Genomic DNA, 25173 nt, shown 5'->3' with positions numbered 1-25173 from the left:
TCTCAACAGGGACCGGGGAAGAAAAAGAGATTTACCTTATGCTGCGCCGGCCCGGATAAAAGTTGCGTCCTGGTTGAACATCTTTTGCAGGAAGAGCGTAGTGGTCAGCTGCCGGACCGTGCCATCAGGATGTGTGCTGAACACAACCCTGCCATCGTACACCGGCCCCCATTTCCATGCCGGGCAGGTTGCCCTGAAGGAGTTCCCGTCCCACGGTGCGAGATAGAGCGTCACGGGTTTTTTCCCGAGGGTCAGGGTCAGGTTCCCGTTCACTGCTGCAATGGTTGCCTGACCATAGACGTCACTCGTATAGGATCCCGTATAACTCTCGAGAGGGAGTGGTGGTACCGGGTGCTCCGGCCGGACGGGTGTCGGATGGAAGAGGAAATCCTTTATTTCCTTGAGCGGGTCGGTGCTTTCTGCATGGGTATCCGGGGTGAATGTACCGAAATACATCCGGTAAAACGCGTTGCCCACATCCTCGGGGAGGCTTGGCCCGGCTTCGTTTGCGAGCACGACAATACCAAGATTCTCGCGGGGGACAAACATCACGTAGGCATGGTTGCCCAGCGTCTCGCCGGTATGCCGGACAATCGGGGGCGTACCGTTCATCTCCTGGTACTCCCATCCCTGACCGTAGTAACTCTTCGAATCGGCGGTAGTCTCTCCGGGGATCAGGATCTGCGGGGTGTGCAGGTATGCCAGGTTCTCCGGGCTCATGAGCAGTTTCCCGTCATATGTCCCATTCCCCATCTGGAAGATCGTCCACGTTGCCATATCCTTCACATTGGCATTGATGCTGCCGGCCGGCCCTAACGTGTCGGTCGCATAATTAAACTGCCAGTCGGGATCCGCTGCCACCGGCCCGAGGCTTCCATCGGGCAGTTCCCCGATCATGTGCAGGCTCACATGGTCGGGTTCCGACCGGAACGCATCGTAACCGGTAGAGGCGCTGGTCATGGAAAGTGGCGTAAAGATCCGGGTCTTAAGGTTCTCCTCCCAGCTCTTCCCGCTTGTATTCTCGACTGCTGCTGCCGCCACGATGAAGGGGATGTTCTGGTACCGGTACTGGGATCGGAAGCTCGTGACCGGTTCTGCGTACCGGAGTGCATGGATCATCTCGCTCCGGCTGTACCCGAGCGTTGAGAGGTCCTGGCCCCATTTCTCGTCAAGGCCGCTCCTCTGGGCGAGCGCATCGGTAAGCGTGAACTCCTTTGTTACCCACGGGTCTTTCATCTGGAAATCCGGGACATACCGGATCACCGGGTCATTCCAGTTCATCCGGCCGGTGTCCACTTCCATGGCAACGAGAGCGGCAGTGAAAGCTTTTGTGGTAGAACCGATCTGGAACACGGAATCCGTTGTAACGGGGTCAGAACCCCCGGCTGTCTTCACGCCATACCCCTTGGCAAAGATAATTTTCCCGTCTTTCACAACAGCAACTGCCATGCCCGGGACGTTCCATCTCTGTCTTGCCTTTTCTGCGTACGTGTCGAATGTTGCGAGTGTCCCGTTGAACTCTGCAGGGGTCGGGTAGCTGAGTGCCTGTTGAGCAGTATTAGGGGGTGATGTCGATATGCTGGTTCCGGCAGGTAGGCTTGTTGCACAACCGGCAACGCATACCCCAGCGGCAAGAATTGCGAGAAGGATAACGAGAAGAAGAGATCGCTTCATTATGTTTTGTTGCATGGTGTTTCGTGTTTAAACTTTCCACTTACACCGGAAATGTTCTTGAGGATAGGAGATGGACACCCACTTTCCCAAACGCTCCGGTACCTGCCCGGTCCGGCCCGTTCCTGTTCCGGACAATTGTCAAACGGCATACGATTACCGGCTCCCGGCTGGGTCCGTTACGCGGAGACCCGACCAGCCCCCGGGCCCAGCAGAAAAAAGTGCGGGGAAATTATCTCACTGGTACGTCCCGTTTTTCAGGTACGTGAGAAGTGCCGTGCGGATTTTCTTGAGGTTATCTGTTGAGATATCAGCGGAATTCATGTTCATGGCAACGTAGGTATCCTGTTCCGGCAGGTAATCCAGGAACGTGAACGAACCCGGGTATCCCCCGCTGTGACCCTGTGTGGTCACATTCGAGGCCGCATCGAATCCGTTCATATACCCAAGACCATAACTCATACTGCCGGATTGCGGCGATGGTATTTCCATAGCGGCGAACGACGATTTGCTGATAAGCTTCCCTTCGCGCAGTGCACGGTGGAAGCGGTTGAGATCAGCCGTCGTGCTCACAATATCTCCTGCGCCGCGATCGAACTGGACATACAGGCCAGACAAATCTGCAAACATGCCATTCCCTCCACGCTGGGTAGCAGTCATATGCGGCCCGGGGATGTGGTTGGTCTCCTGGATGAACGTGTCGTTCATGCCTGCAGGGACAAAGATGTTCCGGGTCACGAAGTTCTCGTAAGGGACTCCGCTCGCGTTATCGATGATGAGGGTTAAGAGGATGTAATTCACGTTCGAGTAGGTGAAATTCGTTCCCGGCGGGTAGAGTGGACTTGCGTTTATCCCCTGCCACATTGCGGTCTGGTACGTTACCGGGACATCCGGGTTCTGGTATTCCCGGATAATGATGGAGTCCTCTTCATAATCAGCGATGCCGCTGGTATGGTCGAGGAGCTGGCGGACCGTGATAATCCGTCCGTTGGGGATCTTCTCAACAAGATCGGCCGGCAGCCAGCGTGCTATGGGATCATCGAGCGAGAGTTTCTTCTCTTCTGCCAGTTTCTGGACCGCAACACTCGTAAATGTCTTCGAGACGCTGGCAATCAAAAACCGCATGCCGGGCTGTGCCTTTTCGCAGGTGATCGGGGACGCATTCCCGGCAGCGGAATTCCAGGTCCATTTCGGGGTTGCGATATCCATAACGACTCCGGGAATGCCGGTGGTGTGGATACCGGCATGCATGATCTGCTGGAGGGCCGCCCGGGTCTCTTCGGGCGGGGGATTTGGCCCCATGCCCCCCGCTTGTTGCGGCGGCGTTACGGGTTGCGTGCACCCGGAGGAAACGATTGCTGCGATGACGATGAGGACGATCAGAATACACGAGATGTCAGACATAGATGTGTCATGTCTGTTGTTGGTATAAAAGATGATAAAGGGCGGCTTTTTATTCCGATGGACTGCCAGAAAAATCTTGGAATCTCGCTGGAAGATGTGGTGTCCATCCCCCAGGTTTCCGCGGGTTTTTTAACGGTACTAAGCTCCGGTGTCATTACGGACTGATATCCGTCCCTCCCTCCGGTTTAAGAGCTGCCCGACCCATTCCGGTATCGCCATTTTTGCCAAAACACTCTGGTACATGCCGGTTCCGGGCCCGTTCATGTTCCGGACAATTGTCAAACGGCATGCGATGACCGGCTCAAGGCTGGACCGTTACGCGGAGACCCGGCCAGCCCCCGGTTTCAGCGGGGACGGGGGAGCCCGGGCCGGAAATAATTGAACAGACCCTGCGCGAAAATTTTCAACCGGACCTTGATTGAAAAATTCCGGGCAGACCCTGGTTGAAAAAAATAAATCAAACATTGCCGGGAAAATTTCAAGCGAACTCTGCTGCAAAATTTTACAAGGAATTTAAAGTTTTTAATGGTGCACGCGGTGCGTACACAATCTGTTTTTCGATACTCTGCACGTTCTTTACCGCGAATTTCCCGGTGCGTTCATGTACCGGCAATTGCCAAACTGCATCGATAACCCGCCCACGGCAGGATTACAGCGACCACACGGAAAACCGGGCCGGTAAAAAGCGGTAACGTGAAAATTTATCTGCTTTTTTTAATCCCGCTACCGGCCGAATGATCTTCTTATCTTCCTTCAGCACCCATAATAGAGACGATGATTCTCGTAGACTGGCAGCTCCGTGACCGCATCTCGCGGGGCCATATCAAAATCGATCCCTACGATCCAAGACTCGTGCAGCCCAACTCGGTGGACATCCGGCTCGGCAACCATTTTGTCTGGTACAAACCCGGCACGGAAGTCATTGACCCGTACGACAAGGCGAGCGTAACATCAGATGTTGATGAGACTCACGCGGACTCTTTTGTCCTGAACCCGGGGCAGTTCGTCCTTGCCGAGACGCTGGAGTGCATCGGCCTGCCCGACAATATTGTCGCCACGATCGAGGGCAAGTCAAGCATTGCAAGGCTCGGCGTCACGCTCCACCAGACCGGCGGCTGGATCGATGCCGGGTTCCGGGGCACGATCACGCTGGAGATGGCGAACGTCAACGCGCGACCGGTGAAGGTGTACGCGGGGATGCCCATCGGCCAGCTGGTCTTCTACACCACCGAGCGGGCGGAGAATCCCTACGACAAGAAGACCGATGCCAAGTATCTCGGCCAGCGTTCAGCCACGCTCTCGCGGTATCATGGGAACCGGAAAGGGGAGTAAGTGCCGGATTTTCCGGGCCGGTTGATTGCGGGGCCGGGAAATTTTTACCGGATTTTTTTAAATTTTTTCCAAAACATTCCTTCTGAAAAAAATTCCGGAGAAGCCAGTGACTAGTTACCAGGCTCATTATAGTGGCGGTGTAAACAAACCCCCCACCCCCCGATCCATCGATCCGGCCGTCGGAACATACGCTCCATAGCCTGATCGGAGGCGACTTTCGCGATCTGTTAGGGCTCTATTAGCACGATTTAGGCCTGCTGACGTAAAAAGCACGAAATCGGAGGCGAAAATGAGCGTTTCCGGAAGTTTATGTCGGGCGATCCGGGTGAATAAGTCGATTTCGCGGTTTTCGTGAAAAATCGCTGAAACAAATACGGTCAAAATGACTCCCGATCTATGAAATAAGCCTGATTTGAAAAAGGGGCCTTCATGGGGCGGGGGTACTCCCATGAGGATCGGTCTCCGTCGGAGACTTCCCTTCCGTGAGGTGGGTGGTCTCTTCAACCGGGGGTACCTTCCGGGTCGTTGCCTTCGCGGCCAGTTCCCATCTCCGGCACCTGAGGTACCGCGCGAACCGGCTGTAGCAGCCGAGCCGGGACGAGTGAAGTTCACCATCATTTGTTCAAAAGAATTTTAAAAATGGATAGGAACTGCGTTCAACCAAGCTCTGTATTGAGGGATCGGAAAATTTTTGAGATGTGTTATTTTGTTTTTCCTTCTTCAAAACCGTCATATTGCAATCTTAAAAGAATTATTTAGTTCGAAAACTAATCTAGAGTTTAATGAAAACTAAAAATTTTTGTCCCTTCTGTGGATCAAAAATTGAATTTGCTAATGCAGTCAAGTGTCCAAGCTGCAAAAAAGATCTAAATACCAATATTACTTTTCCAAAATTTTGTGAAAATTGTGGGGGGTTATGGGATTATTCAACAACATTAACACCAAGAATTTGTGAAAAATGTGGTGTCAAAAAGGAAAACAATGATGAGTTTTATCTTAAACAATTTCTTATTGAAAACTCAAGTTTATTTGTAATATTTGGAGTTTTTATTGCTCTTTCCGTTTACTTGACACAATTTATCTCAAGTCTTAAAAATACCCTTGTTCCGCTCATTATTTTTAATACACCTGTTAATTACATTGAGATTTCAATTGGCTCAAGTCTGTTAATTGCATTTATCATTCTTCTCGTGATTTTTAACGAGTTGAATAAAGGAAATTTTTTTGATGAATATTTTGAATTTTTATCAAATTACATGCCTAATTTCCCGTTAGGATTGGTAATTCGGTATTTATTCATCATACCATTTCTCATACTAATACTCGGTATCCTGATATTTCTCTACGCGACATATCAAATCGTAATTACACTTTTTTTATCGGCTATTGCAATTGCTTGTGGAATTACATTATTCGTTTTAGGTTGTGCGATAATAACCAACGTCGTTTTTCCAAAAAAGGGAGAATCTAATGTCCGCAAGCCAATTTCATTGTATATTTTATTATTTTCTCTAGCGTCCGTTTTGATTTCACAGTTTTGTCTTTCCTTTGTAATCCCAATTATTCAACATATCTACAATAATAATACGATATCGCTACCGCTGACTGCTTTATTTTATTCATTATTGATTTCAGGGTTTTTAGGAACTATCGTGACGATTGCATTTATTGCAATTTCGATAAAAATCCAAAAAGCGGAACGAACTGGAGTTGATTTGGGTCGTCGAGGAATTGAACTTTGCAATTCGGAAGAATATGATGAAGCCCTTAAGTTATATGATAGAGCACTGGAGATCGACCCCTATAATGCAAAAACTTGGTATAATAGAGGAGTGTTGATGGGAAAATTAAAAAAATATGAGGACGGAATTCAGAATTTCGAAAAAGCTATGGAGATTAATCCATCATACGAAAATGCAAAAAAAGGGAGGGAAAATTTCTTAAAAGAACTGAATAAATGAACGTAAGTAGTTTTTAACCATGCCCTACTCTTCGTACTCAGTGTGGTGTCACATACTTACCTCTTTAATATACCAAGAAAACCCATTTTATACGGATGATCATAGCGGATCGGAGATGAATCTATGCGACTTCTTCTCATTCATTCAGATTACATAGAATACGAAGCCAAAAAGAAGACAAAGATGGCAGAGGAGTGTACTGTCCTCTCGGATAAGGAGACCGAAGCCCTCACCGCCTTCTGCGCTGTTGAATCGATCGATGAAGAGGATCTTGAGGGTGTGATCCTCCAGGGAATTGAGGAAGTAAAAAAGACTGCCGGGCAGGTCAACGTGAACAAGATCGTTGTCTACCCGTATGCCCACCTCTCCAGCGATCTCTCATCGCCCGACACTGCCATCAAGGTACTCAATGCGCTGAAAGCCGGCCTTGAGGCGGAAGGCTTTGCCGTCAAGCGTGCCCCCTTCGGCTGGTACAAATCCTTCAAGCTCTCCTGCAAAGGCCACCCGCTCTCGGAACTCTCCAAGACCATCATTCCCGGTGAGACCACGGTCAAGCCGGCGAAAAAAGAGGTCACCCACGACTGGTTCGTCATGACCCCGGACGGGAAGCAGCACGACTACAAGGAGTACCTCAACGACACCCCCTTCGGCTGCATGGTCAAGAAGGAACTCGGCGTTGCCGTCCCGGTCGGCGGCGACCCGGCCCACGTGGACCTGATGCGCGGAAAAGAACTCGTGGACTACGAGCCCGCGAGCGATGTCGGCTGCCTCCGCTGGTTGCCCAAGGGCAAGATCGTCCGCGACCTCCTCTCCGATTACGTGCTCCACCTTGTCCTCGAATACGGGGGCACACCGGTCGAGACCCCGGTCATGTACGACCTTGGCGACAAGGCAATCAATGAGCACGCTGCAAAGTTTGGCGAGCGCCAGTACCGCTTCAAATCCAACAACCGGGACATGATGCTCCGGTTTGCCGCCTGCTTTGGCATGTTCTCGATCATGCGGGACATGCACATCTCGCCCAACCAGCTCCCGATGAAGATGTACGAGCTCTCCACCTACTCCTTCCGTCACGAGCAGAAGGGAGAGGTCATCGGCTTGAAGCGCCTCCGGTGCTTCACGATGCCCGACATGCACTCGCTCTGCCTTGACATGCCGCAGGCCCTCAAGTGCTTTGAGGAGCAGCTCACAATTGGCTGGCAGACGGGGAAAGACTTCGAGACAGAGCTCGTGGCCGCGTTCCGATGCACGAAAGCATTCTATGACGAGCACGAGGCATGGGTCAGGAAGATCGTCAAGGAATCCAACTGCCCGATGCTCATCGAGATCCTCTCCGACCGTGTCCACTACTGGGTTGCGAAGATCGACCTCGCCGCCATTGACGGCCAGAAGCGCCCGATCGAGAACCCGACCGTCCAGATCGATGTCGAGAGCTCGACCCGGTTCAACATCAAGTACCACAAGGAAGACGGCACTCCCGTCCACCCGCCGATCCTCCACTGCTCCCCCACGGGCAGTGTCGAGCGTGTGATCTGCGCAATTTTAGAAAACATCTCCACGCAGGAAGTTCCCGCCCTTCCCACGTGGCTCTCGCCAACGCAGGTCAGGGTCATCCCGGTTGCCGAGCGTCACGGCGCATTTGCCCTTGAGATCTGCAACCAGATCAATGCTGCACAGATCCGGTGCGACATCGATGATCGCGAGGAGAGCGTGGGCAAGAAGGTCCGCGAAGCCGGCATGGACTGGGTTCCCTACGTCATCGTGGTCGGTGACGAAGAGATGGCATCACAGAAACTGACCGTCACGATCCGCAAGAAGTCGCAGCCGAACAAGCCGTTCAAGGAGCAGATGACCACCGACTCCGTGATTGCGGCCGTGAAGAAGGATACGGAAGGAAAACCGTTCCGCCCGCTCTATACCCCCCGGAAGCTTTCGATGAAAGCCCGGTATATCTGATTTTTTTTTCTTTTTATCAACATTTCAAGCTGGATCAACAACACGGTAAGCACAATCAAGGAAAGGGTTGTGCGGGGCGGGATCTTTTTTCCTGTTACTTCCGGTCGAGTATACCAGAATATATTTGAATGCAGGTACATAACGAATGATTACAGGAATACTAACCGGAATAGTCCTGGTGAACTCCATGATAATCCAGTATATCGAAACAGCCCTTGCCCACGCACGCTATGATATGATCGATGACGAAGAACCGTTTTACGGCGAGGTCCCTGAACTGCCCGGAGTGTGGGCAACCGGAAAAACGCTTGAGGAGTGCCGCCGGAACCTCGTTGAAGTTATTGACGGCTGGATAATCGTGAGGCTGCGCCGGGGACTCCCCATCTCCCCGATTGACAATTGTACTATCGAGGAACTGACAGGGATGGACTCCGGTGTCAGAGCATAAACTGGTGCCGGTTTCATGGACGGAACTGGTTCGAAAGCTTAAATCGCTTGGCTTCGAAGGACCTTACCATGGCGGCATCCCTACATGATCAAAGGATCGTTTGTCCTCACCCTTCCCAATCCCCACCGCACGGAGATCAGTGTAGACCTCATCGTGAGGATTATCCGGCAGATCGGTATTTTACGGGACGAATGGATTGAGAAATGAAAACCCGTTGCATCCTTTCGCTGAAGGCGCAGTATATCTGATCACTCTTTTTTTCTCTCCGATTTTTTATTATTACACGAGTATCCGGTTTAACTAGGATCGCAGGTTCCGCATTCCCCACACGATGGACTCTGCATATCCGCTCAGGTAAATACCTGAATTCTTTTTTCAATGAAGTGACCTGCTATGATTCTCATACGCGGGGGGTAAACACAAGGGAATATAATTATTGGAAATATCATAGATTTCCGTCGGACGGACGCGCACATAAAAATAAGCGAAAATGAGGGATATTTCCGGATCTGCCAGAGGGAATCAGCTGACCGGATTTTGGTGCACCTTTGATTTTCCAGTATCGGTATTTATATTATATTTTTTAAACCTGAAACTGATATTTTGGTTTTATGCTAAAATTTCTCATTAATCAGATATATATCCGGAAAAGATCCCGTTTTTTGTTCGCACAAAAAAGCGTGGAATTCGGGAGATTTCGCCCGTTTTTCTCAGATTTCAGTTCGGTTCAAAATTTGAACCACAGGCCCGGGTTTAACTGTATCTGAATTATTTTAACAATTGATCGAAAGATCAAAGGAGTGCAAAAGGATGAAAACAAAAGTATTGGTTCTAATGGTATTGATCATTGCAATTGCTGCAATGGTGGCACCGGTGATGGCGGCTGATAGTGACACAGATAGTGCGACAGTTACAGCGGATATTACTGGAAGCATGGCGATATCTGTCGGTGCTGCAACGATAGACTTTGGAGAACTCACTGAAACCGATACAGATGAGACTGAAACAATTACGGTCACTACAAACTATCAGGGATGGGCCGTAACTGCTCACGATGCATTGGACGTGGACACCGACCCGGGGGTTGCGAAACCTGGTGCATCCGTAGGAGCATTAACACAATATACAACTGCCCCCGGAACATGGGGAACAAAATATATGGCCAATCCATTAAATGTAAGAAGTCCGGGATTAGCAGACCCTGTTGTCGCAGCAACTGATTATCACGCTTTAACTGGTGCTGGACTACCTCTATTTACTTCACAAGTCGGGGCTGCGGGCGCCGTAGTTCCGGTGTATTTCCAACAGGTTTATGCTGCGGCAGATGACCCCCTGCCTGAGACCCAAACGTACAGGATAGTTGTTACGTTTGCTGCAGGGGCTGCCTGATCAGATTTGTTCCCCTTTATCGAATCCATTTTTCAAAGAGAGACTTCACCAGAGGAAAGCGAATGCACCACCCTCATCCGGACTTCAGGTCAAACATCCTCATCATTATCATAGTCGTACTTCTGCTTCTCTTCTGCAATACAATGGTATCTGCAGCGGACATATCCCTCGGTATCTCAGGGACTATTAATGACTGGAAACTTGCGACAGGTCAAGATAATACCAACGAGGCTCTTTCCCTTACAGTAGTAGCGGATACACAACCTTGGTATATTAAAGTCAGGGATGCGTTAGATGATGAAAAACCCGGTACTTCTGCGGGTCATATGGCAGAATGGTATGGTTCATCCTACGTCACCAGTCCGCATGTACTGAGTAATCCTATGAATATTGCCGCTGCATCGGGAACAGGTTATACCGCAGGGTCTGCCATAAGCCTGAGTGGATCATATCAACAGATTGCAACAGGAACAACAATCCCGAGTCCGAGTGTGACTATCCCGATTATTATTACCCAGCCGGTTGTCATTGCAGATACCAACCTGACGGCGGGTCATGTATACCGGATTGTTACCACATTTTCCGGAGGATTTACCTGATTCGAGTTGAAAGACGAATAAAAACGAATTTATTTTTAAAAGGTTTTTATCAATTATTACACAATTTCACAGTAGAGGTAAAAAAATGACAGCCTTGTTTCCAAGATTTCCTGCTCGAACATTCCAGATTCTTGTATTGTTGATCCTGATTACGATGTGTTTGCCAAACGTCACTGCAATTAGTGTATCTGGAGCAAAATACATGGACAGCATCAAGCCAGGTGGGACAACTACTCACACAATGACGGTGAGTATTGGTGCCGGGGACGATCCGGCTGATATTCAGGTTGATGTACTAGGTTTTGGTCAGGGTCTGGAAATGAGTTATTCCCCCTTAACAACAGCCGATGATGTGAGTCCCTACTCTGCCCGATCTTTTATTACGGTTGATGAAAGCACTGTTCACCTTGAACCCGGTGCAAAAAAGACAATTACTGCAAAAATCTCGGTTCCTGCAAATGCCGGCCCTGGTGGAAGATATGCAATTATCTATATCCACGCATTGCCGGGAAAGGGAAAATCATTCACAACAGCAATAACCGTTCCAGTCATGATAACAATTTCCGGGAGTGCACCAACAGAGACAGGTAGTATTACTAACCTTTCAGTGAGTGATATTGTTGTCGGACAGCCGCTAAAGGTCACAACAATACTGGAAAATACCGGTAATTATCATTATTATCATACGGCAAATTTGGTTGTTATCCGCGATGCAAACGGAAATATTGTGAGTAACAAATCAACACAACCTACCGTTTTTGCAGTTATTCCGGGAAATACCGTCAGGTATAGCGTAACCCCGGAACTGCAAAACCTCCCGATTGGATCATATACTGTCACTTCCCAAGTCCTGCTGGAGACAGGTAAGGTCCTTGACGAGAGGTCAGCAACGTTTGAGGTAAAGACGAATTATGTTCCCCCGATAACTGAATCCAATATTACACTTACGCCGGGAAGTTCAGGAACCCTGACTTCACCAGATGGCCGGTACTCCGTATCTTTCCCGCAGGGTGCCGTGCTGGGTGATGCTGTTGTTATCCTGAAACCGTATTCGAAAGATAGACTTTCTTCTGCACCATCTGGTGCAAATCTTGGGGCGACAAGTTTTGAGATTACCGGGCTCAGCGGTCTTTTAAGCAAGGATGCCACGGTGAAAGTCATCTATTCAAAGGATGATCTTGAGGCTGCCGGGGGGGATGCTTCTCAATTGAAACTCGCTTACTATGATGCGGCCCAGAATAAGTGGGTTGTCCTGCCAACACAGGTAGATACCGGGAGCACAACGCTGACCACAACAACAAATCACCTGAGTGTCTGGGCAGTCATGGTCTCATCAACAACAACCGGTGGCAGCACGGCATCCGGAGATGTACCTGGAGCAACAGCCACCCAGAGTCCGGTTCCCATGACGGTGATTCTCACGGCTCTCACTATCGCAGTTATTGCATGCGGGGAGAGTGTCAGGAAACGAAGATGAATGAAAAATAATTTAAAATTTTTCTCTGTAATCTGCATTCTTCTTTGTCTTACCTTTGGATTTCTTACGTATCCTGCCGATGCAGAAACCACAGGAAATGTGGTAATCACTGCAACAATAACCCTCGTCGGTGATAATATCAAGGCCACGGGAATCGGTTCAAATAATGCCAACATCACATGGAATACTAACTTCAAAACAAACAGTACCGTTGAATATGACACAACAACCGGCTATGGTATGTCCAATACCAATGATACATTAGTGACGTCGCATTTCGTCCCATTGAGCAGCCTCTCTCCCTACACAAAGTACTATTACCGGATCATATCAAAAACCGATGATGGTGTATCCGTAACCAGCACAGGTTCACATTTCACAACAACGCATGCTATCGGGACATCCTTCGCCCAACCCTCCGCAGAAACAACCGTTACCGGGGTAACAGCCAAGACAGAGAACGGCGTCCAGCAGGTCAATCTCAGCAAGTCAACGTTGACGGCAACGGCCACGAAAGAGGCAGATGGAAAAACTGTCACGGTCACTAACCTGAATAACGGCTGGTCCAGCATAAAATATACAGGATCGGACGTTGTCGAAAGCGGGACGGATATCAGTGTTAACGGCATCCAGAGCATTGTCATGACGAGCACGCCGGTTACAGAGGACCTCGGAGGGAATATCGGGACAGTCAGTGCCCGGATAGAGGTTCCCCTGACCAAACTTGTCTCCGGCGAACCCATCCAGCAGAATATCATCCAGGGTGCAACATCTGACGTTGCCAGTGCCTTCCAGCTTGCCGCAACAAGCAGCAGCCTCGATATCAAGTCTGTTGCATATACGGTAGAATTCAAAAACACCGATGCCCTCAATGCCAATCTGGGAGCCGCCGGAGTAACTCTGGACCTGAGCGTCGATCATGCCTGGGTTGAAGAAAACGGTGGCAGGGACAACATCAAGATCATACGGTTTGGAGATGACGGGAAAAAGGAAGTCCTCACTACGCTTTATATCGATAGCGATGTTTCTGGCGACATCACCACGGATAATTTCCGGGCAACTTCCCCCAACGGCCTCTCGACCTTCGGCATGACCGCCGTTGCTTCCACGGGGGGCGGCGATAGTGGGGGCAATGGCGGAGGAAGCAGCGGAGGGAGTGGTACTACCAGTACCAGTAGTGTCAGCAGTAGTGAAAGCAATAGTTACACCGGAGTATCGGGTAGCCACTCCACGATCCAGCAGGCAGTAGCCCCGATTGTGCAACAGATCAACGAGTTCCTTGCACCCTTCCAGGAGGATGAGGCAACAACCGTCCAGCCCCTCCGCGTCGCAGGGTTAACCGCAACGACCGATCCTGCGGGGATGCAGACGATCCGCCTCGATGCTGTACTCGCAAGACAGTCCGGGGCAACAATCACCCTTGCCAACAACGTGATCACCATCAGCCAGCCGGGGTTCACCCTGACCGTGGTAACACGCGATTCATCGGTCATAGAGAAAGATGTAATATCCGGCACGGTCCAGAGCGTGGGATTACGTACTGATCCAGTGTCTGCACAGACCAGCAGCGGCACGGTCTCCGTCTCGCTCGAGACAGCCTTGGCCGGAATTCCGGAGAATGCTGCCATCACCACGACCATTTCAGATGCTGCGAACCCGGATATGCTGAACGCATTCCAGTCGGCTGCCCTCGCCAATAACCGGCAGGTCGAGGATGTTGCGTATAGTGTTGTTCTCGGGAAGTCCAACCTTGCGACAACCGGGCCGGCAACACTCACATTGACCGTCTCACCGGAATGGGTTTCCAGCCATGGAGGGATCCCGTCGATTGGGGTCGCGCATCTATCCGATGACGGGACTTCTGAAATCCTTACGACCGGTTATACAGGTGTCGATAATAACGGCAATATCGCCTTCCTGGCGACATCGCCGAAAGGATTGTCCGCATTCGGCCTGGTCAGCCTGAAGACGCAGACCGGTCCTGCACCAACAACCGGGTCTCAACAGCCTGCGCAGCAGACGGTCCATGACACTCCTGCGGGGACCATCGGGAGGTTTATTGCGAACAATATCGTCCTTCTCGCCGGGATATTTGCCGTTCTCCTGGCAATTGGCGTCGCAATCGTCCTGTACGACCGTCGTTCCGGTAACAGGAATCGCACCAGGAAGAAAGAGCGATGAAGTGCGTGAAAGATCAATCATTTATTCTCTTTTTTCCCACGTGCTGTTGTTCCCGGTATTTTTTTCAGCCATCTCCGCGAGGATATGGTGGAACGTGGATCTGAATTCATCCAGTTTTTGCCGGATATATTTTTTTCCGGACTCTGTCGGGACATACAATTTGGACTTTCCGACCGTTTTCACGGAAAGATATCCCTTCTTCTGGAGGGCATATAACTGCATATAGATCCTTGCCTTGGGAACCGCTATGTTGTAGCGCCCCCGGATCTCCAGCAGGATGTCATGACCGGATATCGGTTTTTCAAGAAGCGAGAGCACGACCGGTTCCAGCACCTTTTTCACGGTCTCATCAACAACGGACTGGGGAAGAAACGAGAGCGATTCAAGGGGGAATGACTGGTCGGCACTGGAGATGAGCGTGCCACGACTGGTTGCCACTACCATGTTGGGTATTTTTTGTGACAGCGCATGTACCAGGGTTTCATCGCAGGTCCCGACGGCCAGTGCGATGATGCCGGACACGGGCACTCCGGCATGGCGGGACGCAACAACCTGATCAACGATCGCTTCGATATCCCCGGGATCAAACCGTCTGGAAAAATCTATGACGATTCTATGGGGGACGGGACCGGCACTATCCGGGTTGAAACAACCTGAAAGTGCTTCCTTAAGGGCGGACAGGTCCCCGCTCTTCAACCGGCAAATCCTGATCTTTCCCATCTGGATCTCATGGAGAAAACTCCTGTGGGCCCGTGAGAGAGAATAAGCAAAGAGCACATCCCCCCGTGCATTCAGGCTTCTTTCAATAAACGAGGTGATGACCTGGTCTTTTACTTCCGTGTTACTGTAGAGGAGGAGGACGATATCCGCAAAAAAACCCTTAAGAGACAATGCCCGGATATCCGAAAGACTGGTGTATCTCCCGTTGGCCTCACCCGGTGTATCGCCACCGCCTGCCGGTGGTGCCGGCATTCCTTTCAGCCGTCCCTGCATCTCGTTGGATTTCCGGGACAGGGCAAGGTCTATTGCAATTTTCAGTTCACGTTCCCTGATCGGTTTGAGCACATATCCGTACGGGTCAGCACGTTTTGCTCTTTCGATGGCCGCATCATCCCCATATGCGGTGACAAAGATTACCGGGATCTCCAGTTCGTCCCTGATGATCTCTGCTGCCCCCACCCCATCAACAGTACCGGGAATCCCGATGTCCATCAGGACAACATCCGGTAAGAATTCACGTGCTTTTGCCACAGCCTCATCGCCGTTACAGGCCGTACAGAGTGGCTGATAGTCCATTGACCTGAGAGTCTTCACAATGTCCAGGCTGATGACAGCCTCATCTTCAACTACAAGGACGGTCGCAGATTCCATCGGAGACCTCCCTCAGGTTTCTTAAAAGAGATATTCCCGCAAGAATCACATCCCATCTCCCCATGCACCCACCAGACGGGTTTTCTTGCGGGGGTGACCGGCATTTCTGAGTTCATGATGGGAAGTATTTTGAAGGGGTACTTGAGGTGGATCATCCGGAAGATCAAAGTAATCCGATCTCCGGAGAGACGTACAATTGGGATGGGGGGAATCCCGGTTTCCTGAATATCCGGTATACTGTAAAAATAGTTTTGAATTATTAAGTCATTGCGATTTAATTCGTGCGCTGGTAGGTCATCTCTTAAAAAATTCCGGAAGGATGATCATTGTGGAATTGCGCCCGGACACACAACGTGGTCACGTCTTCGGGAGATACTTCAGGATCCCCTCTTTCAGGTCCTCGAGAGAGACCGGCTTCTGGAGCACCCCGAGACGGGGGTCATGGATCTGCGCCATCCGCTCCCCCACTTCAGGAGCGGCACTGAAGATGATCACCGGGATGTCCCGCATGCCCTCGTCCCCCCGGAGGGTTTCCAAAAACTTCCACCCGTCGATAGGGACCATCATGATATCGAGGAGGATGAGCGCCGGGGGAGCCCTGCGGATCATCTCCAGTGCAAGGAGCCCGTCCTCGACAAGGACCGGTTCATACCCGAGCTTCCGGATCAGCAGGTCCATCATCTCGAGGATCGGCCCGTCGTCCTCGACCACCATGATCTTATGCGCCATGGGTCACGCCAGCCTGCCGGTGTTTCGGGATATGGATCGTGAACGTGCTCCCGATATTCACGATGGAGTCAACACTGATGAACCCGCCATGCATCTGCACGTATTTCTTTGCAACCGGGAGCGACAGGCCGGCACGGTCAAATTTCCTGCTGCCGTTCGCTGTATCGGGGAGCTGGAACGGTTCGAAGATCTCATCGAGCTGGGTATTGGTGATGCCGGTCCCGTTGTCCTGGATGGCAATGCGGTGCATGGTGTCATTCGGTGTAGATACATACGAGATCCGGATCTTACGGGGAGGTTTTGAGTAGCTCACCGCGTTCGAGAGCATGGAGTCGATCACGGTCGAGATCTTCTCCTTGTCACCCTCGACATCCAGGTCCGGGGGTACATCAACCACGAGTTCCGCCTTTGACGTATACCCGCCATTATCCACGATGCTCCTGATTAAAGCGGGAACACTGAACGTGGTATATTCCAGGGGGTTCCTGCCCGGGTCAACATCAGAGAGCTCCAGCATCTGGTTGATGACCTGGCGTTCGCGGTCAACGCTTTTTGTGACGCGGTCAAGGATCGTGCGGGTCTCCTCCGTCACGCCGTACGTCTCCGGGTTCTGCGTCAGCATATTGAGGTATCCCATGATCGGCTGGAGCGGTGAATGGAGTTCCTTTGCAACCGTGCTGATCATGCCCTGGTGCCGGATGTTGTCCTGCTGGATCGTCTTTTTAAGCTGTTCGTATTCGGTGATGTCGACCAGGTTGATGAGTACCGCCGGGCTGCCTTTCTGGAGGATCCAGGTAAAGAACAGGGTGCCACGCCGTATGTCGCCCGATTTTGTCTGGAACCGCACCTCGGTCATCGTGGGAAGGGTCTGGCCGTTATCGGGGGTACCGGGAATGACCGGGAACCGGTCGCGGTCATCGGGATGGATAACAGTGAGGATATCCCTGCCTGCCAGTTCGTCCTGCTCGTACCCGGTGAAGGCCCGGAACGTCGGGTTTGCATACACGATACCGGTGCCTTTCAGGATGACGATGCTCGTCGGGGCGTGTTCCGTCACCTGCTTGTACTGCAGGAAGTTCTCCTCTGCGGCCTGTTCAGCAAGTTTCCTCTGGTGGATGTCGATGACCGAACAGCTGACCAGGTTCCCGTCTATCCGGCTCCACGAGAGGTTCACCCAGACCGGCTCGCCAGCCCTGGAGAGGAACGTGGTCTCGAAGTTGACCACATCCTCGCTGGACCCGAGGTACTCGAAGAAACGGCGCTGTTCGTCCCGGCCATTGAAGAGCTGGGCAAATGTCATCGACCCCAGCTCTTCCGGTGTGTACCCGATCATTTCGGAGAAATGGGAGTTGGACATGCGTATGGCAAACGTGTTCTGGTCGAAGATGACGATGCCTAAGAGGGATGTCTCAAAGATACCGCGGTACCGGGTCTCGCTGGTGTTGATCTTCTCGGTGAAATAGGCCACAACGGCAGCGATACAGATGAAGAGGATTGCCTGCCCGGTGGTATAGATGAGCCCGGCCGTGTCCGGGAACACGTAGACATAGGCCAGCACCTCGTACACGACGGCACAGAAACCGGCAAGGATGAGGCCGCGCTTCGGGTAAAAATACGTGGCGTACAGGATCGGGAAATAGAAGAGCTGTGCATAGATCGTCTCGACATGCCGGGCTAGGGAGATCGAGGTGATGAAGATGCAGGAGAGCGTGAGCGAGACGATGACACAGACGCGGACAATATCGGTATGGGTTACCGTATAGCCCGAGACTGTGATAGACCGATCCATGAGTATTGTCGTATTCTCCGGGAGAGTTTATAAATATTGTATCTTCAGGGAGTGAAAGTGACAGGTATTGTCAAGGGGTCGTGAAACGAAAAAAAAGAAATCCACTATATATTCAGACCGTGAGCGGCGAGAGCTTTTCGATGAGCCGTTCGACCTGCTTGACAGATGTCCCGATGTATGCGTCCGGCGAGAGAAGGGCGGCGATGTCGGTTTTGGAACAATACCGGACCACTTCGGGGTCTTTTGCAAGGATCTCGGCAAGCGGCCGGCCTTCGGCAAGGGCCTGCATGCTCGCCATCCGGATCCGCTCGTGAGAGTCCTGCCGGTTCATCCCCTTCTTCGTCAGTTCGATCATGATCGATTCGGCCATGTTGATCCCGTGGAGGAACTCCAGGTTCCGGCGGATCACGGCCCGGTTGATCGCGAGCCCGTCAAGCACCCCGGCCATGAGCCGGAGGCAGTGGTCGGTGAGGATCGATGCCTCGGGGAAGAGCACCCGCTCGCACGAGGAGTTGGTCAGGTCCCGCTCGTCCCAGAGCGTGTTGTTCTGGAGTGCCGGTTCAACGGAGGAGCGGATGATGCGGGCAAGGCCGCAGGCCTGCTCGCTCTTGATCGGGTTGCGCTTGTGGGGCATTGTTGAGGAGCCCACCTGTTTTGCACCGAATGCTTCCTCGACCTCGCCGATCTCGGTCCGCTGGAGCGAGCGGATTTCGACACCGATCTTGTCGAGCGTTGTCGCGACATTCGCGCAGAACATGAAATACTCCGCGTACCGGTCGCGGGCAATCACCTGGTTGGACACGTCCACCGATCCAATCCCAAGGTTTTCCATCATCGTGGCCTGCACTTCCATCCCCATCGGCCCGAGTGCGGCCTGCGTCCCCACGGCGCCGGTCATCTGGCCGACCACGACCCGGGGCCGCATCTGTTCGAGGCGCTCGATGTGCCGGGCAACCTCGCTTGCCCAGATCGCAAACCGGAGCCCGTACGTGGTCGGGACGCCCTGCTGCCCATGCGTCCGCCCGATACAGACAAGGGCCTTGGTCTCCCCCGACCGCTTCAGGAGGACCGCGAGGAGTTTCCTCAGTTTCGTATCGAGCAAATCAAGAGACTGTCCGAGCTGGAGGCCGGTCGCGGTGTCGAGAATGTCATTGCTGGTCGCGCCGTAGTGCACCCACCGGCCCGACTCCCCGCAGACCTCCGAGATCGCTTTCACGATCGCCATCATATCGTGGCTGATCTCAAGCTCGATCGCCTTTGCCCGTTCGAGCGAGGCGTTGTGGGCCTTGTCGCTGATCTCAATTGCAGCGGCGGCCGGTATCATGCCGTGGTGGGCCTCGGCCTTTGCCAGCGCGACCTCAGCGCTGACAATACACGAGAACCGGTTCTGCTCGCTCCAGACGGCACGCATCTCCTTTGTGCCGTAACGCTCCTCGATGGGGTGGACTGCCATGGGTAGAAATGGGATGTACAGGGATATAAGGAGATTCAAAAAAAAGATTGCCGGTTAGAGGATACCGTACTTTTTATGGGCCGGTTCGATCGTCAGGACTTCAGTGATATATACTGTTTTTTCTTTAATCTGGTAAAATGCCGTGAAACTGCGGCTGACATGGAGACGGTACACCTTATCGTCAGGCCTTCCTTTTGGCGATTTGATTAATTCCTTGTCGCCGCCTTTGCCGGGAAAGGGATCGTCTTTTAGTGTGGCGAGCCGTGACCGGACGATCCGTCTGTTTTTATCATCAAGTCCGTTGAGGAAATCCGCGGATTTTCGCCCGACAACAATTTCATAACTCACGCTTTGATCTCCGAAAGCGGGACGAAATCGTCTTCTTCCATGATCCTGTGGGTCTCATCGTACAACCGGCGCCGGTTCTCTTCGCGTACCAGCTGTCTGATCACGTCATCAAATGTCTGACCGGGCCTGCGTAATCCGTGGACAGCTTCCCATGTACTCGGACATACCGGAATTCTCTTGGTCGCATATTCCCGATCGGGCATAGATAGTATGTGACCATTGTAAGTATTTACTTATTTACAATCCTGCACAGAATTCTTGGCGCGATCCTGATTTTACCATAAGCAATATAGCAAAGGGCAATTACACAACCAGCCTGAAAAACCCGGCAAGGCCTTCTGAAATCAATCGTGGCCAATCCCGCCCCCGGGTGACATAACAGGACAAGATAAATGTCTGTTGATTATTTTCCGATGTAAACTACTCCCAAACGCCCTTTGAAATGCTGATCGCCCGTGACGATTGTCAACCCGCGGGTCTCAGCCGTTGCAAGAATGATCCGGTCCGCAATCCCGCCCGGGAACTCTTTCTTTGAATACGACCCGGCACGGGTGGCTGCCTGACGGTCGATCGGAATGACACGGCTGAGCCGGTACACTTTCTCAACGGCATCCGCAACCGGCAAACGCCCGGACTTCCAGGTAAATGAAGTAACCAGCTCCGTGATCGTGATGATGGATGTGTAAACCATATCCCGCCCGGCAATAATCTCCTCTATTCCAGGAGTCGGAGTCTCGAAATACTCAATCCACGCCCACGTATCAATAAGGTGTGCGATGGGAATCCTCCTCCTCTCCTGTGCGGTCGAACGGACCCATCCCGGCAAACGCCCCGGCCATTGAGGGCTGGCCGGATTTCCACAGGCCGTATAAGAAGTCCACGACATCGTTGTACGAGGACAGGTTCTCGACCTCTTTTATGTGGTCCAGCTTCTCTTTTGCTTCAAATGAGAACTGCGCCGGCGTCCGCGGCTTCTGCGGACTCTGCACAGGTGTACGTACTCGACGGGTTGCTGCGGTCATACTGTATACTGTATACTGTTGGTGCAAATAAGAATTGTGCTTCACCGGGATTTTAGGGGGGCGGGGAATATGATTGATGGATTTTATCCTTGTTGTCCTGAATGAATCGCTCGAAGAAAGGCTGACGGACCGGGCCCGCACCGAGGACGCAATGTTTCAATCCTTGTTCTCTTGGATGAATCGCTCGAAGCCGGGGCCATATCCCGGGCCACATTCAGCAAAGGTGGTTTCAATCCTTGTTCTCTTGGATGAATCGTTCGAAGTGTGCTTATTCATACTAGAGACCGTTTATAGATGGTGTTTCAATCCTTGTTCTCTTGGATGAATCGCTCGAAGATATATCAAATACATGGATTTTAGAGCATTATTGAGGTTTCAATCCTTGTTCTCTTGGATGAATCGCTCGAAGCCCGAACCGATGACCATCTCGAACACGTTCAACAGGTTTCAATCCTTGTTCTCTTGGATGAATCGCTCGAAGCTGACGAAAGGTATTACTCTTGTCGGGGAAACCCCGTTTCAATCCTTGTTCTCTTGGATGAATCGCTCGAAGGTTCTACCCGCATAGGATCGTCATAACACCGCCGAGTTTCAATCCTTGTTCTCTTGGATGAATCGCTCGAAGCAACTGCTCCCAAAACTGAAACTCCCGGCTATGATGTTTCAATCCTTGTTCTCTTGGATGAATCGCTCGAAGCCGAAATGATCGGAAGAGACGAAGACCTTATCCGGTTTCAATCCTTGTTCTCTTGGATGAATCGCTCGAAGCTCCCCCCAGATCAATACCAGGACGCATTAACCCGTTTCAATCCTTGTTCTCTTGGATGAATCGCTCGAAGACTGACCGTCCCGATCTGTGCCTCGCAGTGGTGAAGTTTCAATCCTTGTTCTCTTGGATGAATCGCTCGAAGAACGTTCACCGCGGGGGACAAAGTTACTATGACACTGTTTCAATCCTTGTTCTCTTGGATGAATCGCTCGAAGAATGAGAGGGCACTCGGGTATGTTGGCCGTGAGTGTTTCAATCCTTGTTCTCTTGGATGAATCGCTCGAAGTTGAACAAAACCAGAGCACTTTCAAGCAGGACCTCAGTTTCAATCCTTGTTCTCTTGGATGAATCGCTCGAAGCACGTTCACTCTCTCGGACAAGTCAACCCGCGTGTTGTTTCAATCCTTGTTCTCTTGGATGAATCGCTCGAAGACGAAATTGATATTGGAGATTTCGATAAAGGACAGTTTCAATCCTTGTTCTCTTGGATGAATCGCTCGAAGGAGGTGCTGAAGAAATTTGGAGTGGCAATTGATTGTTTCAATCCTTGTTCTCTTGGATGAATCGCTCGAAGACCGATCTTATATACACTCTCGATTACCATGGTGGTTTCAATCCTTGTTCTCTTGGATGAATCGCTCGAAGTATTTCAAGGCATCATGGCGTTCCATCGGTTGTGGAGTTTCAATCCTTGTTCTCTTGGATGAATCGCTCGAAGCATGGGAAAATGAGGAGGTACAAGTGATATCATGACGTTTCAATCCTTGTTCTCTTGGATGAATCGCTCGAAGTGATCAATGGGAGGATGTGAGATGACATTCGACGAAGTTTCAATCCTTGTTCTCTTGGATGAATCGCTCGAAGTTCCAGCGTGCGGTTTTTCCCAAGTCATCATTGACGTTTCAATCCTTGTTCTCTTGGATGAATCGCTCGAAGCGGAAGACCAGACATATCAGCAAACGGGGAATACTGTTTCAATCCTTGTTCTCTTGGATGAATCGCTCGAAGAGGCCAAAACCCTTGGGGACAGCGCGCAAGAACAGGTTTCAATCCTTGTTCTCTTGGATGAATCGCTCGAAGGCTACTCCACGACGATATACCCTTTCTCCGGGCTGGTTTCAATCCTTGTTCTCTTGGATGAATCGCTCGAAGTCGGATGTGTTCCTGGTATTGCCGGCGGGTTTCCTGGTTTCAATCCTTGTTCTCTTGGATGAATCGCTCGAAGTTCCGGAAAGTTCTGTGATCCGAACGATCCGTCGTAGTTTCAATCCTTGTTCTCTTGGATGAATCGCTCGAAGCAATCACAAGTGCGAGTTGGTATCCAACAATGGCGGTTTCAATCCTTGTTCTCTTGGATGAATCGCTCGAAGGGAAAGGGGGTTTCCTGTTGTTCTGTGCGGCTCGGTTTCAATCCTTGTTCTCTTGGATGAATCGCTCGAAGCGAACGGCAAAAACCCGGCTGGATTGTCCAAAAGATAGTTTCAATCCTTGTTCTCTTGGATGAATCGCTCGAAGCATCAGGTGCGCGTATGCGACCAGGGTGATCAGGAGTTTCAATCCTTGTTCTCTTGGATGAATCGCTCGAAGTTCATCAGTACAAGTGTCTGGTAGTTGTGCAGGGACAGTTTCAATCCTTGTTCTCTTGGATGAATCGCTCGAAGTGAGTACAAAGACGATATTATCACGAAAAAGGACATGTTTCAATCCTTGTTCTCTTGGATGAATCGCTCGAAGCGTTCTCATCGTTGGAGATACCCGCATTGACTCAAGTTTCAATCCTTGTTCTCTTGGATGAATCGCTCGAAGCAGCCCCCATACGACAATGGTTTTGGTGTACCGGAGTTTCAATCCTTGTTCTCTTGGATGAATCGCTCGAAGGCGACCCCGCGTGGGCCAAGTACGAGAAGGTGCGGTTTCAATCCTTGTTCTCTTGGATGAATCGCTCGAAGAGCAGGAACCGGAATACATCATAAGGGAAGGGTGGGGTTTCAATCCTTGTTCTCTTGGATGAATCGCTCGAAGTGTGCTGTCATAGGCTCATCACCTGCGTTTCCGGGGTTTCAATCCTTGTTCTCTTGGATGAATCGCTCGAAGTCGTAAACAATTTCTTTGAGATGTTCAATCGACGGTTTCAATCCTTGTTCTCTTGGATGAATCGCTCGAAGATCCAAAACTCGGAACCTACGCGGCAACGCTCGTATGTTTCAATCCTTGTTCTCTTGGATGAATCGCTCGAAGCAAATCGGTGACGACCGTGCCCGGGATCCCTACGAGTTTCAATCCTTGTTCTCTTGGATGAATCGCTCGAAGAAGAAACAAATGGACCTTCAGATTTCGAGAGAGATTGTTTCAATCCTTGTTCTCTTGGATGAATCGCTCGAAGGTGATGTCGTGCGTGGTCAGAAACTCATTGGGAGGTTTCAATCCTTGTTCTCTTGGATGAATCGCTCGAAGAACCATACGATGCCACGGGTAGCCTGATCGACCGGGGTTTCAATCCTTGTTCTCTTGGATGAATCGCTCGAAGTTCATTGTTCACCTTCGCTTATTTCCCGCATTACCTGTTTCAATCCTTGTTCTCTTGGATGAATCGCTCGAAGATCAAATGCAAGGAGCGCAAGGGATGAAAGACTGGTTTCAATCCTTGTTCTCTTGGATGAATCGCTCGAAGCCGTAGGAAAAGAACCGGATTATTTTTCAGACGCTTGTTTCAATCCTTGTTCTCTTGGATGAATCGCTCGAAGATCCAGATTTCTGGGTGAATGTTTTAATTTTAATTTGTTTCAATCCTTGTTCTCTTGGATGAATCGCTCGAAGGCTATATCGGCGATCCGTTCACAACGCTCAAAATAAGTTTCAATCCTTGTTCTCTTGGATGAATCGCTCGAAGACCCGGAGGCCGCTCGCGGGTATGCGTGGGATTGGGGTTTCAATCCTTGTTCTCTTGGATGAATCGCTCGAAGAATCCATCCGGTAACGGATGGTGCCAGCCAACCGGAGTTTCAATCCTTGTTCTCTTGGATGAATCGCTCGAAGCTGGGTCTTTTGGTGCTGGCATAATTACTGACTCCTGTTTCAATCCTTGTTCTCTTGGATGAATCGCTCGAAGCCCGAGAATGATATTCTTTATCATGTGGAGTTTGATGTTTCAATCCTTGTTCTCTTGGATGAATCGCTCGAAGACCCGCTGATCGGTGCGGTCCCGAACGGCACGGATCGTTTCAATCCTTGTTCTCTTGGATGAATCGCTCGAAGCCGGCCCGTCTCCATTCTC

The 25173-nt window shown here is 51.0% G+C and carries 20 protein-coding genes and 1 CRISPR repeat array (1 of these 21 cut by a window edge); of the genes, 10 read left to right on the top strand and 10 right to left on the bottom strand.

Annotated features, from left to right (window positions below):
* Positions 1–36: 36 nt before the first annotated feature.
* On the bottom strand, positions 37–1674 hold the full coding sequence (locus M0R30_RS03955; protein ID WP_292543614.1) for a serine hydrolase: 1638 nt from the start codon (positions 1672–1674) through the stop codon (positions 37–39).
* Between the two features lie 234 nt (positions 1675–1908).
* Positions 1909–3075: a serine hydrolase domain-containing protein gene (locus M0R30_RS03950; protein WP_292543613.1), complete on the bottom strand. Its 1167-nt coding sequence runs from the start codon at positions 3073–3075 to the stop codon at positions 1909–1911.
* Between the two features lie 148 nt (positions 3076–3223).
* On the opposite strand from M0R30_RS03950, the gene M0R30_RS03945 reads away from it, so the two are divergent.
* From M0R30_RS03945 to M0R30_RS03900, 10 genes are all read left to right on the top strand, one after another.
* On the top strand, positions 3224–3457 hold the full coding sequence (locus M0R30_RS03945) for a hypothetical protein (protein WP_292543612.1): 234 nt from the start codon (positions 3224–3226) through the stop codon (positions 3455–3457).
* A 392-nt stretch (positions 3458–3849) separates the two neighbouring features.
* Positions 3850–4407 (top strand): dCTP deaminase, encoded by a 558-nt coding sequence (gene dcd / locus M0R30_RS03940; protein WP_292543611.1) that lies wholly within the window; start codon positions 3850–3852, stop codon positions 4405–4407.
* 782 nt (positions 4408–5189) lie between these two features.
* Positions 5190–6368, top strand: coding sequence for a tetratricopeptide repeat protein (locus M0R30_RS03935; RefSeq protein WP_292543608.1), 1179 nt, complete (start codon positions 5190–5192; stop codon positions 6366–6368).
* A gap of 123 nt (positions 6369–6491) precedes the next feature.
* A complete protein-coding gene (locus M0R30_RS03930) occupies positions 6492–8324 on the top strand; it encodes a threonine--tRNA ligase (protein ID WP_292543606.1) in 1833 nt (610 codons plus the stop codon).
* A gap of 187 nt (positions 8325–8511) precedes the next feature.
* Complete coding sequence (locus tag M0R30_RS03925; RefSeq protein WP_292543604.1) at positions 8512–8772, top strand: type II toxin-antitoxin system HicB family antitoxin; 261 nt, start codon at positions 8512–8514, stop codon at positions 8770–8772.
* Between the two features lie 84 nt (positions 8773–8856).
* Positions 8857–8979 carry a hypothetical protein gene (locus M0R30_RS03920; protein WP_292543601.1) on the top strand — a complete coding sequence of 41 codons (123 nt, stop codon included), beginning with the start codon at positions 8857–8859 and terminating at the stop codon, positions 8977–8979.
* Between the two features lie 603 nt (positions 8980–9582).
* Positions 9583–10161, top strand: a complete 579-nt coding sequence (locus M0R30_RS03915; RefSeq protein WP_292543598.1) for a hypothetical protein — start codon at positions 9583–9585, stop codon at positions 10159–10161.
* Between the two features lie 62 nt (positions 10162–10223).
* Entirely contained in the window at positions 10224–10760 is a 537-nt protein-coding gene (locus tag M0R30_RS03910; RefSeq protein ID WP_292543596.1) for a hypothetical protein, read from the top strand.
* Positions 10761–10845: 85 nt separating this feature from the next.
* Entirely contained in the window at positions 10846–12237 is a 1392-nt protein-coding gene (locus tag M0R30_RS03905) for a hypothetical protein (RefSeq protein ID WP_292543593.1), read from the top strand.
* Between the two features lie 99 nt (positions 12238–12336).
* Positions 12337–14418, top strand: a complete 2082-nt coding sequence (locus M0R30_RS03900; protein WP_292543590.1) for a fibronectin type III domain-containing protein — start codon at positions 12337–12339, stop codon at positions 14416–14418.
* Between the two features lie 21 nt (positions 14419–14439).
* Here the strand turns inward: M0R30_RS03900 and M0R30_RS03895 are convergent, their stop codons facing one another.
* From M0R30_RS03895 to M0R30_RS03860, 8 genes are all read right to left on the bottom strand, one after another.
* On the bottom strand, positions 14440–15789 hold the full coding sequence (locus M0R30_RS03895; protein ID WP_292543587.1) for a response regulator: 1350 nt from the start codon (positions 15787–15789) through the stop codon (positions 14440–14442).
* A gap of 357 nt (positions 15790–16146) precedes the next feature.
* Positions 16147–16518, bottom strand: a complete 372-nt coding sequence (locus M0R30_RS03890) for a response regulator (RefSeq protein WP_292543584.1) — start codon at positions 16516–16518, stop codon at positions 16147–16149.
* A complete protein-coding gene (locus M0R30_RS03885; RefSeq protein WP_292543581.1) occupies positions 16508–18307 on the bottom strand; it encodes a PAS domain-containing sensor histidine kinase in 1800 nt (599 codons plus the stop codon). The genes M0R30_RS03890 and M0R30_RS03885 overlap by 11 nt, the downstream gene beginning before the upstream one ends.
* Before the next feature lie 112 nt (positions 18308–18419).
* Positions 18420–19760, bottom strand: a complete 1341-nt coding sequence (gene purB, locus M0R30_RS03880) for an adenylosuccinate lyase (protein WP_292543579.1) — start codon at positions 19758–19760, stop codon at positions 18420–18422.
* A 54-nt stretch (positions 19761–19814) separates the two neighbouring features.
* Positions 19815–20108, bottom strand: coding sequence for a hypothetical protein (locus M0R30_RS03875; RefSeq protein ID WP_292543576.1), 294 nt, complete (start codon positions 20106–20108; stop codon positions 19815–19817).
* Entirely contained in the window at positions 20105–20311 is a 207-nt protein-coding gene (locus M0R30_RS03870; RefSeq protein WP_292543573.1) for a hypothetical protein, read from the bottom strand. The genes M0R30_RS03875 and M0R30_RS03870 overlap by 4 nt, the downstream gene beginning before the upstream one ends.
* 200 nt (positions 20312–20511) lie before the next feature.
* Positions 20512–20934, bottom strand: a complete 423-nt coding sequence (locus M0R30_RS03865) for a PIN domain-containing protein (protein WP_292543570.1) — start codon at positions 20932–20934, stop codon at positions 20512–20514.
* On the bottom strand, positions 20870–21097 hold the full coding sequence (locus M0R30_RS03860; protein WP_292543567.1) for a hypothetical protein: 228 nt from the start codon (positions 21095–21097) through the stop codon (positions 20870–20872). The genes M0R30_RS03865 and M0R30_RS03860 overlap by 65 nt, the downstream gene beginning before the upstream one ends.
* Before the next feature lie 112 nt (positions 21098–21209).
* Positions 21210–25173: a CRISPR direct-repeat array (repeat unit 37 nt; unit sequence GTTTCAATCCTTGTTCTCTTGGATGAATCGCTCGAAG); it runs 773 nt beyond the window's last position.

The sequence above is a fragment of the Methanoregula sp. genome (genome assembly GCF_023227875.1).
Classification (GTDB): domain Archaea; phylum Halobacteriota; class Methanomicrobia; order Methanomicrobiales; family Methanospirillaceae; genus Methanoregula.
This window is presented reverse-complemented; position numbering and strand designations above follow the sequence as displayed.

Coding starts and splice junctions, on each gene's coding strand:
- M0R30_RS03920 (WP_292543601.1), top strand. CDS start 8,857: ATGATCAAAGGATCGTTTGTCCTCACCCTTCCCAATCCCCACCGCACG.
- M0R30_RS03915 (WP_292543598.1), top strand. CDS start 9,583: ATGAAAACAAAAGTATTGGTTCTAATGGTATTGATCATTGCAATTGCT.
- M0R30_RS03935 (WP_292543608.1), top strand. CDS start 5,190: ATGAAAACTAAAAATTTTTGTCCCTTCTGTGGATCAAAAATTGAATTT.
- M0R30_RS03925 (WP_292543604.1), top strand. CDS start 8,512: ATGATAATCCAGTATATCGAAACAGCCCTTGCCCACGCACGCTATGAT.
- M0R30_RS03885 (WP_292543581.1), bottom strand. CDS start 18,307: ATGGATCGGTCTATCACAGTCTCGGGCTATACGGTAACCCATACCGAT.
- M0R30_RS03890 (WP_292543584.1), bottom strand. CDS start 16,518: ATGGCGCATAAGATCATGGTGGTCGAGGACGACGGGCCGATCCTCGAG.
- M0R30_RS03930 (WP_292543606.1), top strand. CDS start 6,492: ATGCGACTTCTTCTCATTCATTCAGATTACATAGAATACGAAGCCAAA.
- dcd (WP_292543611.1), top strand. CDS start 3,850: ATGATTCTCGTAGACTGGCAGCTCCGTGACCGCATCTCGCGGGGCCAT.
- M0R30_RS03905 (WP_292543593.1), top strand. CDS start 10,846: ATGACAGCCTTGTTTCCAAGATTTCCTGCTCGAACATTCCAGATTCTT.
- M0R30_RS03910 (WP_292543596.1), top strand. CDS start 10,224: ATGCACCACCCTCATCCGGACTTCAGGTCAAACATCCTCATCATTATC.
- M0R30_RS03950 (WP_292543613.1), bottom strand. CDS start 3,075: ATGTCTGACATCTCGTGTATTCTGATCGTCCTCATCGTCATCGCAGCA.
- M0R30_RS03870 (WP_292543573.1), bottom strand. CDS start 20,311: ATGCCCGATCGGGAATATGCGACCAAGAGAATTCCGGTATGTCCGAGT.
- M0R30_RS03955 (WP_292543614.1), bottom strand. CDS start 1,674: ATGAAGCGATCTCTTCTTCTCGTTATCCTTCTCGCAATTCTTGCCGCT.
- purB (WP_292543579.1), bottom strand. CDS start 19,760: ATGGCAGTCCACCCCATCGAGGAGCGTTACGGCACAAAGGAGATGCGT.
- M0R30_RS03895 (WP_292543587.1), bottom strand. CDS start 15,789: ATGGAATCTGCGACCGTCCTTGTAGTTGAAGATGAGGCTGTCATCAGC.